Source organism: Streptomyces sp. NPDC001530 (genome assembly GCF_042894545.1).
Taxonomy (GTDB): domain Bacteria; phylum Actinomycetota; class Actinomycetes; order Streptomycetales; family Streptomycetaceae; genus Streptomyces.
Genome location: NZ_JBIAVS010000015.1, coordinates 232017 through 249177, shown reverse-complemented (window position 1 = coordinate 249177; position 17161 = coordinate 232017). Strand labels below are relative to the sequence as shown.

Annotated in this window: 16 protein-coding genes; 7 read left to right on the top strand and 9 right to left on the bottom strand. The window is 71.9% G+C overall.

Features of this window, described 5'->3' with window-relative positions; all coding sequences use genetic code 11:
* Positions 1-14: 14 nt before the first annotated feature.
* The 5 genes from ACFY0T_RS30480 to ACFY0T_RS30460 all read right to left on the bottom strand — a co-directional run bounded on the left by ACFY0T_RS30480 (position 15) and on the right by ACFY0T_RS30460 (position 4276).
* Positions 15-1106: a hypothetical protein gene (locus tag ACFY0T_RS30480; protein WP_388877570.1), complete on the bottom strand. Its 1092-nt coding sequence runs from the start codon at positions 1104-1106 to the stop codon at positions 15-17.
* Between the two features lie 14 nt (positions 1107-1120).
* Positions 1121-2077, bottom strand: a complete 957-nt coding sequence (locus tag ACFY0T_RS30475) for a hypothetical protein (RefSeq protein WP_388877413.1) — start codon at positions 2075-2077, stop codon at positions 1121-1123.
* A gap of 119 nt (positions 2078-2196) precedes the next feature.
* Positions 2197-2901, bottom strand: a complete 705-nt coding sequence (locus tag ACFY0T_RS30470; protein WP_388877410.1) for an LPXTG cell wall anchor domain-containing protein — start codon at positions 2899-2901, stop codon at positions 2197-2199.
* Positions 2902-3082: 181 nt separating this feature from the next.
* A complete protein-coding gene (locus ACFY0T_RS30465; protein ID WP_388877407.1) occupies positions 3083-3628 on the bottom strand; it encodes an ATP-binding protein in 546 nt (181 codons plus the stop codon).
* Positions 3629-3907: 279 nt separating this feature from the next.
* Positions 3908-4276 (bottom strand): STAS domain-containing protein, encoded by a 369-nt coding sequence (locus tag ACFY0T_RS30460; protein ID WP_388877404.1) that lies wholly within the window; start codon positions 4274-4276, stop codon positions 3908-3910.
* 238 nt (positions 4277-4514) lie between these two features.
* Here ACFY0T_RS30460 and ACFY0T_RS30455 point away from each other — a divergent pair, with 238 nt between their 5' ends.
* Positions 4515-5510, top strand: a complete 996-nt coding sequence (locus ACFY0T_RS30455; RefSeq protein ID WP_388877401.1) for an RNA polymerase sigma factor SigF — start codon at positions 4515-4517, stop codon at positions 5508-5510.
* 348 nt (positions 5511-5858) lie between these two features.
* Positions 5859-7472 (top strand): ricin-type beta-trefoil lectin domain protein, encoded by a 1614-nt coding sequence (locus ACFY0T_RS30450; RefSeq protein ID WP_388877567.1) that lies wholly within the window; start codon positions 5859-5861, stop codon positions 7470-7472.
* Positions 7473-7563: 91 nt separating this feature from the next.
* Here the strand turns inward: ACFY0T_RS30450 and hutI are convergent, their stop codons facing one another.
* From hutI to hutU, 4 genes are all read right to left on the bottom strand, one after another.
* Positions 7564-8739 carry an imidazolonepropionase gene (gene hutI / locus ACFY0T_RS30445; protein ID WP_388877399.1) on the bottom strand — a complete coding sequence of 392 codons (1176 nt, stop codon included), beginning with the start codon at positions 8737-8739 and terminating at the stop codon, positions 7564-7566.
* Between the two features lie 38 nt (positions 8740-8777).
* Entirely contained in the window at positions 8778-10136 is a 1359-nt protein-coding gene (locus ACFY0T_RS30440) for a formimidoylglutamate deiminase (protein ID WP_388877396.1), read from the bottom strand.
* A complete protein-coding gene (locus ACFY0T_RS30435) occupies positions 10133-11341 on the bottom strand; it encodes an allantoate amidohydrolase (protein ID WP_388877393.1) in 1209 nt (402 codons plus the stop codon). The genes ACFY0T_RS30440 and ACFY0T_RS30435 overlap by 4 nt, the downstream gene beginning before the upstream one ends.
* A 161-nt stretch (positions 11342-11502) precedes the next feature.
* Positions 11503-13167: a urocanate hydratase gene (gene hutU, locus ACFY0T_RS30430; RefSeq protein ID WP_388877391.1), complete on the bottom strand. Its 1665-nt coding sequence runs from the start codon at positions 13165-13167 to the stop codon at positions 11503-11505.
* 268 nt (positions 13168-13435) lie between these two features.
* Here hutU and ACFY0T_RS30425 point away from each other — a divergent pair, with 268 nt between their 5' ends.
* The 5 genes from ACFY0T_RS30425 (at position 13436) to ACFY0T_RS30405 (ending at position 17155) form a co-directional block, all read left to right on the top strand.
* Entirely contained in the window at positions 13436-14803 is a 1368-nt protein-coding gene (locus ACFY0T_RS30425; RefSeq protein WP_388877388.1) for a diaminopimelate decarboxylase, read from the top strand.
* Between the two features lie 173 nt (positions 14804-14976).
* Complete coding sequence (locus ACFY0T_RS30420) at positions 14977-15375, top strand: hypothetical protein (protein ID WP_388877386.1); 399 nt, start codon at positions 14977-14979, stop codon at positions 15373-15375.
* Positions 15376-15452: 77 nt separating this feature from the next.
* Positions 15453-16184: a transcriptional regulator gene (locus ACFY0T_RS30415; RefSeq protein WP_388877565.1), complete on the top strand. Its 732-nt coding sequence runs from the start codon at positions 15453-15455 to the stop codon at positions 16182-16184.
* Positions 16185-16248: 64 nt separating this feature from the next.
* Complete coding sequence (locus ACFY0T_RS30410; RefSeq protein ID WP_388877383.1) at positions 16249-16764, top strand: roadblock/LC7 domain-containing protein; 516 nt, start codon at positions 16249-16251, stop codon at positions 16762-16764.
* A gap of 16 nt (positions 16765-16780) precedes the next feature.
* Entirely contained in the window at positions 16781-17155 is a 375-nt protein-coding gene (locus ACFY0T_RS30405; protein ID WP_388877380.1) for a hypothetical protein, read from the top strand.
* The last annotated feature ends 6 nt before the right edge of the window (positions 17156-17161 follow it).

Below are 17161 nucleotides of genomic sequence, written 5' to 3'. Positions count from 1 at the left end.
TCTCCGTTGCGTTCTCACGTGTTTCCCTTCCTGGTCGGGGGCGTCGGACTGTTCTCTTGCGGTGCGGAGAGCTGACCGTTCGCCACGGTCCCCGGATCGCTGTCCGGCGTGAACCACGGCAGGGTGGTCGGGGTCGTGGAGGTAGTCGACGACACTGGCGTGGAGGCCGACTGGGTGCTCAACTTCGGTAGGTGTACGGTGAGTTCGGGCAGCCGCAGGCCCCGGTGCCGCCCGCTCCCGCGCCCGTTCGACCTGCGCGGCCGCACCCGGTCGACCACGGCCATCCCGATGCGGAAGACCGCGCCCGGTACGACCACGCAGAGCAGGATCCAGAAGAGGGTCACGCCCCAGGGGCGGCCCACGCCCCACGGCTGCTCGGCGAGTACCTTCCCGCCGTACTTCAGCGAGACCGTGTAGTCACCGTGCGCCCCGGCCGACAGTTCGACCGGGAGGGTGATCTGCGCCTTCCGGCCGGGCGCGATCGTGCCGCGCCACTGCTGCTCCTCCCACTGCGGAGCGAACACCCCGTGGGAGGTGCCGACTTGGAAGACGGGGTTCTTCACGGGGGCGGTGCCGACGTTGCCGACCGTGAAGACGAGCTTGCGGGAGGGGGGCGAGCCGAACCAGGTGAGCAGGCCGCTCGACCCGTCGAGCCGGGTGTCCGTCAGCACCGAGAGCCGCCCGCCGCTCTCCTCCTTGGGCAGCGGTTCGACCGAGTGCCCGGCCACCATGAAGATGGCGTCCGCCTCCGCCTTCTCCCCCGTGACCGTGGCGACGTGCACCACGCATGGACACGGCTTGGGCGGCTCGGTGACCGGCAGCTTCTTGCTGAAGTTCCCCTTCGTGTCGGTGGTGACGGCCCGCCCGTCGGCGTTGGCACAGGAGTTGGTGCCGCCGATCACACCCCGGGACGGCACGGACTGCCCGCAGATCAGCATCATCAGCAAGGTCTTCGGCCGCCATCCGCTGCCGGTCACCGTGATCGAACCGCCCGTCCCCGCCTGGGACGTGGACAGCTTCACGCTCGGCTTCCCGGCCGCGGACGCGGAGCCCAACCCTGCCGCCGGGACCAGGACGAGCGCGAGCACCACCCCCAGCGCCGCCATCCGCACCTTGACGCTCACGACACCGCTCCCGTCAACTCGACTTCTGTACGCGGCTGTTCACCCGTCCCGCCGTCGGCCGTGCGACGCCCGCGACGCCGTACGGCCACGAAGGCGCCGATTGCCGCCGCGAGGGCACCCGCCGCCCCCGCCACCGCGCCCCACGGCACGAACCGCGCCGACGCGGTCGCCGTGTCGCGCGCCCCGCCCGCCGCCGTCACCGTCAGCCGCACGTCGACCGCGTCCAGCACCGGGGGGTCGTGCCACGGCTCGCTGAGCGTGACGCGGCGGCCCGGCAGGAGTTCGAGGGGGAGGGTGCGCGGGGCGCGGTCGAGGAGCTCGCCGAAGACACCGTCGGCGTGCACCGCGACCTTCGGGGTGAGGACGGTGGTGCCGCGGTTGACCAGCTCGTACGAGATCCGGCCGGCACGCACGGCGACGTGCTCGACGGTCAGCGCCGACAACGTCGGTCCGCTCACCCGCAGGTGGACCCGGACCGCGGAGGACCGTCCGCCGCCGCTCGCGACGATCGCGCCGGGATGGTCGCCGGGCGCCGCCCCCGCCGGGACGCTCACCGTGAACGGCACATCGGCGCGGGTGTGCGCGGGAACCCGTACGGACACCTCACGCACCGCCACGCGGCGACCGTCCGCCTCCCGCGCGAAGCCGATCCAGGCGCCCGTGTCCTTCGGCTTCTTCCGTACGGTGAAGCCGCCGCTCGCGGTGTTGTCGCCGTCCGCGCCGCGCAGCCGGACGGTGAGCGGCCGCGCGCCCGGGTTGAGCACGGACACCGCGTCCTGCAGGACCGTGCCGGGCGCGCCCTCCGCGTAGACGTACGGCCGACCGTCCGTCGTGTCCGCGGTACCCGAGGCCGGCAGGACGGACCAGCCGTCGTCGGCCGCGGCCACCGGTGCCATGCCCAGCAACAGCAAGGTCAGGCCCAGCGCGCGGGCGGCGGAGAGTGCGTACGGCATCGAGCGGCTCCCGTGGGAAGGGGCGGCGCGGTGGGGGTCCCCCAGGCTTTCGGCTCTGGGGGAGCCTCGTTGAGGGGCGGTGGTCGGGAGACGGGGGGGCGTACGACGTACGAAAGACGTCAGCGGCGTACCGCCTGATGCCTCCGTGTCAGCCACAGCACGCCCGCCGCGCCCGCGAGCAGCACCGTGCCGCCGAGCGTGCCGAGGGCGATCGCCGAGTCCTCGGGGCCGGTCTGCGGGAGCTGGCCGCCGGAGTCGGAGCCGGTCTGGGCCTGGCCCGAACTCGACGACCCGGAACCGCCGCTCGCGGCCGTGACGTCGAGGGTCAGCGAGGGCTTGGGGTTGTTCGAGGGCGTGCACGTGGTCGTCGTGCCGAGCGCCTTGATGGTGAGCACACCCGCGGTGAAGGTGACCTTGCCGGTCTTCTTCGGCGTGTACGTGCCGCTCAAGTCACTGATTTTGATGGGGGTGTTGGCGGGGATCGCGGCGGCGTTGGCCGGGCCGCTCACGGCGACCGTGCCACTGTCCGCGCCGCCCACCTTGATGACGGCGCTCGGGCTCATCGCGCCCTTGCCCAGCTCCACGGGGCTGGAGGAGACGCCCTTCTGCCAGGACATGGTGAGCTTGTAGCCGCTGCCGCTCTTGACGCTCTTGATGTCGATGGGCGAGACGGCACTCTTGTCACCGATCGGCGTCTTGCACTGGTAGTTGACGTTCACCACGGCGGCCTGGGCTGCGGGGGCGGCCATCAGCACCGCCGAGCCGGCCAGGGCCGCGGCGAACGCGAGCGCGGCGGTTCGTTTCTGGTACGTCCGGTACGACACCTCGGGGCCTCATTCCTGACGGAACATCAGATCGGCCGTCAAGGTACGCCCGGGGACTTGTGGAGGGAAGACAAAGTGCGCGCCGGATCCGTGGGGATCCGGCGCGCATGAGGTGATGTACGAAGATGGGTTCGAACCGCGGGTAACCCATGGTGGCAGTTACGCGGGTGCCCCCAGAGCCCTAGGCGGGCGCCCCGAGCTCGGCCCATACGGTCTTGCCCGCGACCCCCGGAGTCCTGACGACCCCCCAGTCCAGGCACAGCCGCTGCACGATGAACATCCCGTGGCCGCCGGGGCGTCCGGCGCGGTGTGGGGTGCGCGGGGCGGGCTGGCCCGTGCCCCGGTCGGAGACCTCGACGCGCAGCACCTTGCTGTCGCAGGCGATCCAGAGCTCGTCCGGGCCCTCGGCGTGCAGACAGGCGTTGGTGACGAGCTCGGAGACGACCAGCAGGACGTCCTCGGCGGCGGCCCGCCGGTCGGCGCTCGCGGCAGGCAGCCAGCCCCACGCGTACAGCGCCTGCCGGGTGAAGTCGCGGGCGAGCGGCACGACGCCGCTCTCGCCGTCGAAGCTCAGCCTGCGGGCCTGGCGGCGGGCGGAGGGGGCGGCCACGCCGCCCGGGGGCGCGCCGCCTCCGGGCGTCACGCCGTCTCCGGACACCCCGGAAGCGCCGCCATCGCCCGACTCCGGGCCGCGGTCGCCCGGCGAGTAAGGCCGGGTGGTGCTCATCAGCGCTTCACCTCACCGATTCACCGGTTCACGATTCAAGACTCAGTACGTTTCAAGACTCAGTGCGTTCAAGGCTCTGTACATATGGATCAACGGCATGTGCGCCGCCTTCCCCGCGTGGGCTGCCGACATATGCGCTGCCGACATATTCAGGATGTCTCCTGCCCGACCGAACCGTCCGAACACCCACTTATTCGACACGGAAGATGTGACGCGGGTAACGCGCCGATCACGCAGGGGAAACTGAGGCACTACTCGGATGGAGGAGGGCCGGTCGGACTAGTCGGCCAGGGCCGCTTCGAGCGTCTCGTGGACGGTGAAGACGGCCTCTGCCCCGGTGATCTCGAAGACCCGGGCCACCACCGGCTGCATCCCGGCCAGATGGACCCCGCCGCCCGCGGCCTCGGCCTTCAGCCGGGCGCCGAGCAGCACATTGAGGCCGGTGGAATCGCAGAACTCGAGGCGTGAACAGTCGACGACCAGGCGGGCGTACCCCTTTTCGAGGCAGTCATCGAGTGGCTCACGCAACAAATCGGCCGTGTAGTGATCCAACTCACCCGCGGGGGTCACGACGGCGCTTGAGCCCTCTTCCCGCACCTCGACAAGAAGCCGGCCCGACTGTGCGCTGCCGACCGTCCCGCGGTCCATGCCGTCTCTCTCCCGAGCGTCGCGACTGCTGATGTACGCACTGGAACACTACGCCTTCCCCACGACCCCTGACACCCGAACAACCCCCCGAAAATGGACATTTCGCAATGAAACGCACTTGCGGCGGCCTTGCGAAAGCGGGTAGGGCTAGTAGAGACACCTATTCGACACGGCCGGCTTTGGAGGCGCCGCACACCGCAGTGCACGAATTGGCATCGGCGGCCATATGCCGAGAACGATGGAGGACACCATGTCACCCCGGCTCGACGCATCGCAGACCCGGACAGCGACGTCGACACCCCCTCTGGAACGCCCGGAGCTCCTCGACGAAACAGCTGGAACCAACGGTTTCGACGTAATCAGCGGCTTCGACGGAACCAGCGGATCCGCAGGAACCAGCGGATTCGAAGGAACCGGCGGTTTCGACGGACTCGCCGGACTTCCGGAGATCCCCCCGTACGACGAGGTGGGGCCGGTGGACGCGCGGGCCCTGTCCAAGACACTCTTCGGGCGGCTGGAGTCCCTCGAAGAGGGCACCCACGACTACTCGTACGTCCGCAACACACTCGTCGAACTCAACCTCGCGCTGGTCAAGTTCGCCGCCTCCCGCTTCCGCTCCCGCAGCGAGCCGATGGAGGACATCATCCAGGTCGGCACCATCGGCCTGATCAAGGCGATCGACCGCTTCGAGCTGAGCCGCGGTGTGGAGTTCCCCACCTTCGCGATGCCGACGATCGTCGGCGAGATCAAGCGCTTCTTCCGCGACACCTCCTGGTCCGTGCGCGTACCGCGCAGGCTGCAGGAACTCCGGCTCGACCTGGCCAAGGCCGGTGACGAACTCGCCCAGCAGCTCGATCGCGCGCCGACAGTGGGAGAGCTGGCGGACCGACTGGGCCTCAGCAACGACGAGGTCGTCGAAGGCATGGCCGCCTCGAACGCCTACACGGCCAGTTCGCTGGACGCCCAGCCCGAGGAGGACGACTCCGAGGGCGCGCTCGCGGACCGCATCGGCTACGAGGACCACGGGCTCGAAGGCATCGAGTACGTGGAGTCCTTGAAACCCCTGATAGCCGAACTCCCGCCGCGCGATCGCAAGATCCTCTCGCTCCGCTTCGTCGCCAATATGACCCAGTCCGAGATCGGCGACGAGCTCGGCATCTCCCAGATGCATGTCTCCCGGCTGCTGTCGCGCACGCTCGTGCGGCTGCGGAAGGGTCTGACCGTCGAGGAGTGACGGCCCAGGACGACCGTCGAGGAGTGACGGCCTCTGGTTGTCGATTGCGCCCGGTGCCCCAAATGAGGGGGCGCCGGGCGCAGTTACAGCTTGGCATCGGGCCGGGTTACTCGCGGGAACCCCTTTCCCCAAAGGTTCACCTCCACCACTATGGGCCCCCCATACCCGCCGGTAGGTCAAGACTCCGGCGGGCGGAGCATGGGGATGCGAGGAGGCACGGGAATGGCTGGGGCCGGCCGGACCGACGCTGACGACACCGGGGACGGGTACGCGCGCGGCGACGGGTACGAGGTCAGGGGCGGGTCCGCGGGCGGGGACGGGGACGAAGGCGGCACCGAGGGTGGCGGCATGTTCGCCACCGTCTCGGACGCGCGGCTCACCGAACTGCTGCGCGCCGAGACCGCGACCGCGTATCCGGCGCTGCGCGAACTGCGGCTGCGCCACCGGCCCGCGGTCCTCTCGTACGCCCGCCTGTGCACCGTGGGCGAGTCCGCCGCACGGCAGCTCACGGCGCAGGCGTTCGCCCTCGCGGCCCGCGACACGGAGCGCGGCATCGATCCTCGGGGGCCGTGGCGGCACCAACTGCTGCTCCTGGCGGGGCGGGTGGCCGCCTCCTGGGTCCTGGACGAGCGCGGCAGCCGCCTCGACCCCGGGCTGCTCGCCCACCTCCGCGAGGCGGGCGGTCCGGGCGCAGCCGTGCCGCGTCCGGCCGGCTCCGCACCGTCCACGGCTCGACCGGCACCGTCTCCGACTGGACCCGTGCTGTCTCCGACTGGTCCCGTGCTGCCTCCGGCCGGCCCCGTACCGCCGATGCTCGACGCGTTCCAGGCGCTGCCGACCCGCGTCCAGGGACTCGTCTGGTACGGCGTCGTCGACGGGGAGCCCGACGCCAGGACCGCGCTGCTCATCGGGGCCACGCCCCAGGACGTGACGTACGGCAAGGGGCCCGCGTTCCAGACGCTGCGCCAGGCCTGTCTCAAGGCACGCCTCGCCCGCTCCGGCAACCCACGCTGTCAGGACTTCCGCCGGCTGATCGAGGAGGCGGCGCACCCCGAGAACCCGCGCTACAGCGCCGACCTGCAGGCCCACATGGCGCACTGCGCACACTGCGCCGCCGCGTACGAGGAACTGGTCGCCCTGCGCGACACCCCGCGCGAGGCGCTGGCCGAGGGGCTGCTGCCGTGGGGCGGAGCGGCATACGCGGCGGGCGGCGCGGGCGAGACGCCAACTCCCCGGACGCCGAAGGCCGGTTGGGCCTGGCTGCCCTCCCGGCGCCTGGTCCTCGCCTCCGCGGCGCTCGGCGTCGCGGTGGCGCCGCTGCTGCTGTTCCTGCTGACGTCGGGCGGATCGGAGCCCGCGCAGACGGCCGGTTCGGTACGCACTCCCGCGGCGCCGCCACCGGTGACGGTGACCGCGACGGTGTCGGTGACGCCGTCCCCGTCCCCCACCCCCACGCACACCACCAAGTCGCCGAAGCCCACACCCAAGCCGAAGCCTTCGAAGACCCCCTCGAAGACGCCGAAGCCCTCGCCGACGCGCGCCGCGCCGCATCCCCCGAACGGCACCTACGCCCAGGTGGTGAACGCCGACTCGGGCCGCTGCCTGGACATCCGCGACGGCGACATGGACCTGGGCACGGACGTCATCACGGCCCGCTGCACCTCGTCCCCCACCCAGATGTGGCGCGTCGACACCGACCGCGGCGTCCTCCAGTCGTACGCCGACCCCGACTTCTGCCTCGACAGCCGTGGCTCCACGGACCGGGGCGTCGGCATCTGGGAGTGCCGGTCGGTCTACGGCCGCAACGGCATGAACCTGCGCTTCACGGTCGACGGCGACGGCGTGATCCGCCCGGACATCGCCCCGGACCACGCGGTCACGCCGTACGGCGACGGGCTCTTCCTCGCTCCGGAGCAGGGGCGGGAGGACCAGCGGTGGCGGGCGGGCGCGACCGCTACGTGACCGGAGCCGCTACCGCTGCCACTGCCACTGCCGCTACCTGACCGGAGCCGCTGCCACTGCCCCTGCCGCTACGTGACCGGAGCCGCTACCGCTAGCGCCGGCTGATGGGAGCCCCGCGGCGCCACACCTCCGACACCAGCGGTACGCCCGGCCGGTACGCCAGGTGCACATGGCTCGGGGCGTCGAGGAAGGCCAGGTCGGCGTAGGCGCCGGGGGTGAGGCGGCCGATGTCGGTGCGGCGCAGGGCCGCCGCGCCGCCCGCCGTGGCGGACCAGAGGGCCTCGTCCGGAGTCATGTGCATGTCCCGTACGGCGAGGGCGATGCAGAACGGGACGGACGAGGTGAAGGACGAGCCCGGGTTGCAGTCCGTGGAGAGGGCGACGGTGACGCCCGCGTCGAGCAGACGGCGGGCGTTCGGCCACTCGGCGCGGGTGGAGAACTCGGCGCCGGGGAGCAGTGTCGCGACGGTGTCGCCGCTCGCGAGCGCGTCGACGTCGGCGTCCGTCAGATGGGTGCAGTGGTCGGCGCTCGCCGCGTCCAGCTCGACGGCGAGCTGGACGCCAGGGCCGTACGAGAGCTGGCCCGCGTGGACGCGCGGGTGCAGGCCCTTCGCCTTGCCGGCGGTGAGGATCGCGCGCGCCTGGTCGCCGTCGAAGGCGCCCTTCTCGCAGAAGACGTCGACCCAACGGGCGTACGGGGCGCAGGCGTCGAGCATTTCGCCGGTGACGAGGGCCACGTACGCGGCCGGGTCGTCGGCGTAGTCGGGCGAGACGATGTGCGCGCCGAGGTAGGTGACCTCGTCGGTGTGCTCGGCGGCGATGCGCAGGGCCCGCGCCTCGTCCTCGACGGTGAGGCCGTAGCCCGACTTCGTCTCGAAGGTGGTGGTGCCCTGGTGGAGGGCCTCGCGGAGGTAGTGGGTGAGGTTGCGCTCCAGGTCCTCGTCGCTGGCGGCGCGGGTCGCGGCGACCGTGGTGCGGATGCCGCCCGCCGTGTAGCTGCGGCCCGACATACGGGCGTTGAACTCCTGGGTGCGGTCGCCCGCGAAGACCAGGTGCGAGTGGGAGTCGACGAAGCCCGGGATCACCGCGCGGCCACCGGCGTCGACCCGATTGTCAGTGGCGGGTGCTTTGCTTGATTCACCGGTCCACGCGATGCGGTCGCCGTCGATGACGACGGCCGCGTCCTGGATCAGACCGAGGGGGGACTTGTCACCGAGGGAGGGATCGTTGGTGACCAGACTGGCGATGTTGGTGATGACGGTGCTCATGGCGTCCTTGTCGGCAGTGGTGCGCCTGCGGGTGGGCGTCAGGCGCGCAGGGCTTCGACGGCGTCCGCGATCGCTGTCGGCACATCCGGTACGAGGGTGTGCGCGCCGTCGCGTACGACATGCCGGCCGCCCACGACCGTATGGCGTACGTCGGCCGCCGTCGCGGCGAATACGGCCGTCTCGGCACCGAGGCGCGGCACCGGTCCCGCTGTTCTGACCGAGTCGAGGGCGATCGTCGTGAAGTCGGCGAGCGCGCCCGCCTCCAGGATGCCCGCGTCGTCCCAGCCCAGGGCCGCGTGGCCGTCGGCGGAGGCGGCGCGCAGGAGGGCGGCCGCCGTCCAGTGACCGCGGGTGCGGGTGCGCAGGCGCTCGTTCAGCTCCATCGCGCGGGCCTCTTCGAGGAGGTCGATGACGGCGTGGCTGTCGGAGCCGAGCGAGAGGGGCGAGCCCGCTCGCTGGAGGGCGACGGCGGGTCCGATGCCGTCGGCGAGGTCGCGCTCGGTGGTGGGGCACATACAGGTGCCCGTCCCGGAGCCGCCGATCAGGGCGATGTCCTCGTCCGTGAGGTGCGTGTTGTGGACGCCGGTGGTGCGCGGGCCGAGGACACCGTGGTCGGCGAGCAGCCGGGTGGGCGTGCACCCGTGCGTGTCCTGGCAGGCGTCGTTCTCCGCCGTCTGCTCGGACAGATGCACATGCAGCGGGGCCCGCCGCTCCTCGGCCCAGTGCGCGACCGTCGCCAACTGCCCGGCGGGCACGGCCCGTACGGAGTGGATGGCCGCACCGATCCGAGCGTGATCCCGGTCCTTGAGAACTGAACAGCGTTCCGCCCAAGCATCGGCCGTGCCGTCGGAGAAGCGCAACTGGTGCTGGTTGGGCGGCTGCCCGAAGCCTGAGGAGAGGTAGGCGGTGTCGAGGAGGGTGATGCGGATCCCCGCGTCGGCGGCGGCCGCGATGAGCGCCTCACCCATCGCGTTCGGGTCGGCGTAGGGGGTGCCGCCGGGGGCGTGGTGCACGTAGTGGAACTCGCCGACCGCCGTGACGCCCGCGAGGGCCATCTCCGCGTACACCGCGCGGGCAAGCGCGTGGTAAGTGTCCGGGGTCAGCCGGTCCGCGAAGGAGTACATGACCTCGCGCCAGGTCCAGAAGGTGCCGGAGCCGACCTGGACGGTGCCGCGCAGGGCACGGTGGAAGGCGTGCGAGTGCGCGTTGGCGAGCCCGGGGAGGGTGAGGCCGCGGAGGACTACGGCGCCCGGGGGCGGGGCACCGACGCCGGTGCGCACGGCGGTGATGCGCCCCGCTGCCCCCGCGGCGGAGCCGCTGGTCGACACCGTCAGGGCCACGCCCGGCTCGACGTGGGTGTCGAGCCAGGCGTGTTCCAGCCAGTACGTCTGCGTCACCTGCAGGCCAGCCCTTCGAGTACGTCGGCGAGTGCGGTCACCCCGGCCAGGCAGTCGTCCTCGGCGGCGTACTCGGCCGGGGAGTGCGAGACACCCGTGGGGTTGCGTACGAACAGCATGGCGGTCGGGACGGTGCCGGAGAGGATTCCGGCGTCGTGTCCCGCACCGGTACCCAGGACGGGGACCGTCAGCCCCTGCTCCTTGTCCTTGCCCAGGATGCGGGCGAGCTCGTCGCGCAGGGCGTGCTCGAACTCCACGACGGGGGTGAACGACTCACGGACGACGTCGAGTTCGACACCGTGCGCGTCCGCGTACTCGCGGGCCGCCTTCTCGATGCCGGTGACGACCGTGTCGAGGGCCGACTGGTCGGCGGCGCGGGAGTCGAGCCAGCCGCGGACGAGGGAGGGGATGGCGTTCACGCCGTTCGGCTCGACGGAGATCTTGCCGAAGGTGGCGACGGCGCCCGCGAGTTGGGCCTCGCGGCGGGCCGCGAGGACGGTCTCGGCGTACGACAGCATGGGATCGCGCCGGTCGACGAGCCGTGTCGTTCCCGCGTGATTGGCCTCGCCCCGGAAGTCGAACCGCCACCGCCCGTGCGGCCAGATGGCACTGGCGATACCGACCCGGTCGCCGCTCAGGTCGAGGGCGCGCCCCTGCTCGACATGCAGCTCGACGAAGGCACCGATCCGGCCGAGCCGCTCCGGGTCCGGCCCGATGGTGTCGGGGTCGTAGCCTGCGGCTGCCATGGCCTGCGGAAGGGTGATCCCCTCGGCGTCGGTGAGCTTGTGCGCCTGCTCGACGGTGAGCTGTCCGGCGGCGAGCCGCGAGCCGACGCAGGCCAGCCCGAACCGGGCGCCCTCCTCGTCGCCGAAGTTCACGATGGCGAGGGGTCGGCTGAACTCCACGTTCCTGCCGCGCAGTTCGTCCAGCGCGGCGAAGGACGACACGACCCCGAGGGGCCCGTCAAAGGCCCCACCGTCGGGCACGGAGTCCAAATGCGACCCCGTGACAACGGCGTCCCCTTCGGCCGGGTCCCCCAGCCACGCCCACTGATTCCCGTTCCGGTCCAGCTCATACCTGAGCCCCCGAGCCTCGGCCTGCGCCCGAAACCACGCCCGACACTCGGCATCGGCCCGAGTCCAGGCAAACCTGCGGTAGCCACCGGACTCCGGGTGCAGCCCGATGAGCTTGAGCTCACGCCACATCTCGTGAAAGGAGGCGCCGGGCCGGGGCCCGGCGGCCGCCCCACCAGCCGCCGCAGGCTGTGGGCCACGGTCAGCCGCAGCCGCACCGGCAGCCGGCGACGAGGCACCAGCCCCCACCGGGGGGTTGCCGCCCCGCGCCGCAGGCGCGGAATCGTGCTGGCTCACGCGGACTCGCCTTCCCGCATGGGAACGCGCACACCGCGCTCGGTGGCGACCTCGTCGGCGCGGTCGTACCCGGCGTCCACATGACGGATGACCCCCATCCCGGGGTCATTCGTCAGCACACGCCGGATCTTCTCGCCCGCGAGCTTGGTTCCGTCGGCGACGGACACCTGGCCGGCATGAATGGAGCGGCCCATGCCGACACCGCCACCGTGGTGGATGGAGACCCAGGAGGCCCCGGAGGCGACGTTCACCATGGCGTTCAGCAGCGGCCAGTCGGCGATCGCATCGGACCCGTCGAGCATGGCCTCGGTCTCGCGGTACGGCGAGGCGACGGAACCGCAGTCGAGGTGGTCGCGGCCGATCGCGAGCGGCGCGGCCAGCTCCCCGGACGCCACCATGTCGTTGAAGCGCTCGCCGGCCTTGTCCCGCTCGCCGTAGCCGAGCCAGCAGATACGGGCGGGCAGGCCCTGGAAGTGGACGCGCTCGCCGGCCATCTTGATCCAGCGGTGCAGGGACTCGTTCTCCGGGAAGAGGTCGAGGATCGCCTTGTCGGTCTTGGCGATGTCGGAGGCCTCGCCGGACAGGGCCGCCCAGCGGAAGGGGCCCTTGCCCTCGCAGAAGAGGGGGCGGATGTAGGCGGGGACGAAGCCGGGGAAGGCGAACGCCCGCTCGTACCCGGCGAGCTGGGCCTCGCCGCGGATCGAGTTGCCGTAGTCGAAGACCTCGGCGCCGGCGTCCATGAAGCCGACCATGGCCTCCACATGACGCGCCATCGATTCGCGGGCGCGGGTGGTGAATCCGGCCGGGTCCTTCGCGGCGTAGGACGCCATGTCGTCGAAGTCGACGCCGACGGGGAGGTAGGAGAGCGGGTCGTGGGCCGAGGTCTGGTCGGTCACGATGTCGATGGGGGCGCCCTCGGCGAGCATGCGGGGCAGCAGGTCCGCCGCGTTGCCGAGCAGGCCGATGGAGAGCGGGCGGCGGGCGTCGCGGGCCTCGACGGCGAGCTGGAGGGCGTGCTCCAGGGAGTCCGCCTTGACGTCCAGGTAGCGGTGCTCGATGCGGCGCTCGATGGCGCGCGGGTCGCAGTCGATACAGATCGCGACGCCGTCGTTCATCGTCACGGCGAGCGGCTGGGCGCCGCCCATGCCGCCGAGACCGGCGGTCAGGGTGATCGTGCCCGCGAGCGTGCCGTTGAACTTCTTCGCGGCGACGGCGGCGAAGGTCTCGTACGTGCCCTGGAGGATGCCCTGGGTGCCGATGTAGATCCAGGACCCGGCGGTCATCTGGCCGTACATGGTCAGGCCGAGCTGCTCAAGGCGCCGGAACTCCTCCCAGTTCGCCCAGTCGCCGACCAGGTTGGAGTTGGCGATGAGGACGCGCGGGGCCCACTCGTGGGTCTGCATGACGCCGACGGGGCGGCCGGACTGGACGAGCATCGTCTCGTCCTGCTTGAGGGTCTGCAGCGTGCGGACCATGGCGTCGAAGGAGCGCCAGTCGCGGGCGGCCTTGCCGGTGCCGCCGTAGACGACGAGCTTGTCGGGGTGCTCGGCGACCTCGGGGTCGAGGTTGTTCTGCAGCATCCGCAGGGCGGCTTCCTGCTGCCATCCCAGGGCACTCAGTTCCGTACCGCGCGGCGCTCGGACGGGGCGGGGTCCTGACATGGTCTGCCTCCTAGCGGACTGTTCCATCGGACTGTTGCAGTAGTCCAGCGGACTGTTGCGGACTGTTGCAGTAGATATTCACATCCTGACTTCTTGAATAGAGCTAGTCAATAGGTGCATCGGCCAGCGCGGGCACGTCGTGGGTGTTTGGCTGGGATGTATGGGCGCAGACAGGGACAGGACGGGGGATCCGGTGAGCGACGGGGCGGACGGGACAGCAGTGTTTTCCGGCAGTGGATCCGGGGTTGCCGGCGGTAGTGGATCCGGGATGTCCGGCAAGGGATCCGGCAGCGGCGGTGAACCGGACGCGCAACGTGTCGTCCGGCGAGACGACGCCGTCCGGGCCGCCGTGGAGCAGGGACTCCTCGGGCCCGGAAGCCCCATCGTCGCGCTCCTCGACGTCGTCGGCATCCGGGGCTCGGCGGTCGCCCTGCGGGCCGCCTTCGACGCGGTGACCGCTCCCGGCACCCCCGTGCTGCACGCCTTCGCGGTGAAGGCGACCCCGCTCGTGCCCGTCCTGCGGCTGCTGCACGAGCAGGGCATCGGCGCGGAGGTGGCGAGCCCCGGAGAGCTCGCCCTCGCGCGGGCGGCCGGAGTACCGCCGGAGAGCACCGTGCTCGACTCCCCCGCCAAGACGCCCGCCGAGCTGCGCGAGGCGCTGGCGCTGGGGATCGCGGTCAACGCGGACAACCCGCAGGAGCTGGACCGCATCGACGCGATGGTGCGCTCCGCGGCCACCCGGTCCCCGATCGGGATCCGGGTGAACCCGCAGGTCGGCGGGGGTTCCATCGAGGCGCTGTCCACCGCCACGGCGACCTCCAAGTTCGGGGTCGCACTGCGGGACGAAGGGGCGCGCGAGTGGCTCGTCGGGGCGTATGCCGACCGCCCCTGGCTGACCCGGCTGCACGCGCACTCCGGGTCGCAGGGCATCCCGCTGTCGCTGATGGCGCAGGGCGTGGCGGAGACGTACGCGCTGGCCGAGGAGATCAACCGGCGCCTCGGGCGGCGGCAGATCGACACGATCGACATCGGCGGCGGTCTGCCGGTCAACTTCGGCTCCGAGGCGACGGCGCCGACGTACGCGCAGTACGCGCGGCTGCTCGCCGAGGTGGTGCCCGGGCTCTTCGACGGGCGGTACGGGCTGGTCACCGAGTTCGGGCGGTCGCTGCTCGCCAAGCACGGGACGGTGCTCGCCCGGGTCGAGTACACGAAGTCCGCCGGGGGCCGGGCGGTCGCGGTCACACACGCCGGGGTACAGGTGGCGGCGCGCACCGTGTACGCGCCGGCGGCCTGGCCGCTGCGGATCGCCGCGTACGACGCGAAGGGCCACCCCAAGCCGGGACCGGACGTCGTGCAGGACATCGCGGGCCCCGCCTGCTTCGCGGGCGACCTCCTCGCCGAGGGGCGCGCGCTGCCGCTGCTCGAACAGGGCGACTACGCGGCCGCGCTGGACACGGGCGCGTACTACTTCGCCCACCACTACGCGTACAACTCCCTTGTCCGACCGGGCATTTACGGCTTCGCGCCGGACGGGCGGGGCGGGGTGCGGTTCGCGGTCGTACGGGAGCCGCAGACCCTCGACGAGATCGTCGCGGAGTCGGGCGGGGCCCACTCGTCGGCGCTCACGGGGCTTTAGCTCCGGGCAAGCCTCCAGGGCGGTTTCAACAGGCCGGAAAATATGGTCAGTTGACCCACCTTAGTCACCCCGGGGCATGTTCCACAGGGAAATGCCAGAACCCTCACCCCTCGCGCACACGGTGCGTAACCTCGGCGTCACTCGGCCGAACCCTTGGCGGGAGGGGAGACACGGTGCCCGGAATCGACGAGTGCCTACTGGAAGCCATGACACTGCCCGGTGCCCGGGGTGCCGCGGTGGTCGACTGGACCAGCGGCCTGGCCCTGGGCACCGTCGGGGACGCGCCGGGCGGTGACCACGAGACGACCGCGGCGGAGGCCGCCGAGCTGGCCCGGCTTGCCGCGGAGCACCGGGCGTTCGCCCCGGCCGACGGTTCCGACTGGTCCGAGCGGGAGACACCGGTCGAGGACCTGATCATCAGTAACCGCGACAGCTACCACCTGCTGCGGTTCGTCCGGACCACCTTCGACAGCAGCGTGTTCCTGCACCTGTGGCTGGCCCGCGCGGACGGCAATCTCGCGCTGGCCCGCATCCGGCTCGGCGAGATGGCCGGACGGCTGGTGCTGGGATGACGACGGTCAGGACACCTCCGCCGCCCCGGCTCCCCCTGCGGGACAGAGCGGCGGGCACCGCGGGCGGCGTGTCGCCGATGCTCAGCCGGCTCGCCGCCGAGCGGGCCACCGGCGTCCTCATCCGCGAGCGCGGCACGCTCTACCTCGCCGACGGCGAGGTGGTGCACGCCGAGAGCCCCGCCACACCAGGGCTCGACGTGCTGTTCGCCGCCCGCGGCGTGCTGGACGCCGAGGTGTGGCGGGAGGCCGTCGCCGCGGCCGGGGCGCGGCGCCGGGTGGGCCGCTTCCTGGTCGACAGCGGCCGGATCGCCGAGGGCGCGCTGGAGCTGTGCCACCTGGGCTCGCTGTACGACGCGGCGTACTTCGTGCTCGGGCCGAGCAGCACCCCGACCCGCTTCCGGTACGGGGCCGCGCACTGGCTCGGCCCCGTCCGCCCCGTGCCGGTGGCCGCGCTGGAGCGCGAGACCGTGCGCCGCCGCGAGCTGCTGCACCGCATCTGGCCCGACCCGGCGACGGACACCGCGCCGCTGGTGCGCTCCCGCCTGGCCGCCGGGCCATCGGTCCCGCTGCGCCAGGAAGCCGTACTCGGCCGGGTGGACGGCGTACGCACCGCGGCGGAGGTCTCGCTCGCCTTGGGGCGGCCCGCGTTCCACACCCTGGTCGACCTGCGCCGACTGGCCGCCGCCGGGCTCGTGACGGCAGCGACCCCGGCGCAGCCGCCTCCCGTACCCAGTGTGCTCACCGAGCCCTCCGCCGATCCCGACGTCGCGTTGCTGCGGCGGCTCCGAGACGCGCTGGAGGCCCTGTGAGCCCCAAACCGCGGGAGGCCCTGTGATCCGCGCGCTGCGACAGCGTGCCGAGAGGAGACTGCTGATGTCGGCGGAGCCCGAAGTCCTCGACGAACTCCACCGGTTGAGGGCGCGCGTGCCCCAGCTGACCGGGGCGCTCGCCGCCAGCGTCGACGGTCTCGTCCTCGCCCAGGACACCCCCGGCGTGGAGCCGGAAGGCCTGGCCGCGCTCACCGCGGCCGCCCTCGGGGTCGCCGTGCGGATGGCGGACGCCACCGGGCAGGGCGACTTCCGCGAGCTGCTCGTGCGCGGCGTCGACGGCTATGTGGCGACGTACGCGGCGGGCGCCTCGGCCGTGCTGACCCTGCTGGCACAGGACCGGGTCAACGTCGGCCGGCTGCATCTGGAGGGGCGCCGCTCCGGCACCCGGATCGGGGAGCTCGTCGACGCCGCGACGGCGCGCGGCGAACCGGTCGCTCCGGCCAAGGCGTCCGCGAAGACCGCCTCCGGCACTTCGCGGACCCGCACGGCGCGCGGCGCACTACCCGCGCGCACCACCACATCCCCTACCACCAACACCCCGACCACATCGGAAAGCTGAAAGGAAACACGGCACCATGGCCAACACCGAAACCGCGCTCAAAGAGGCGCTGGCATCCATCGAGGGCGCGACCGGAGCCGCCCTCGTCGACTACACCAGCGGAATGGCGCTGGGCACGATCGGCGGCAGCAAGAGCTTCGACCTCACCGTCGCGGCGGCCGGCAACACCGACGTCGTACGCGCCAAGCTGCGCACCATGGAGCACCTCGGGCTGAAGGGCGAGATCGAGGACATCCTGATCACGCTGTCCGACCAGTACCACCTGATCCGGCTGATCAAGGGGCGCGGCGGCAACGGCCTCTTCCTGTACGTGGTGCTCGACTCCAAGCGGTCCAACCTGGCGATGGCCAGGCACCAGTTGAAGAAGATCGAAGCGGACCTGGAGGTGTAGCGAGCA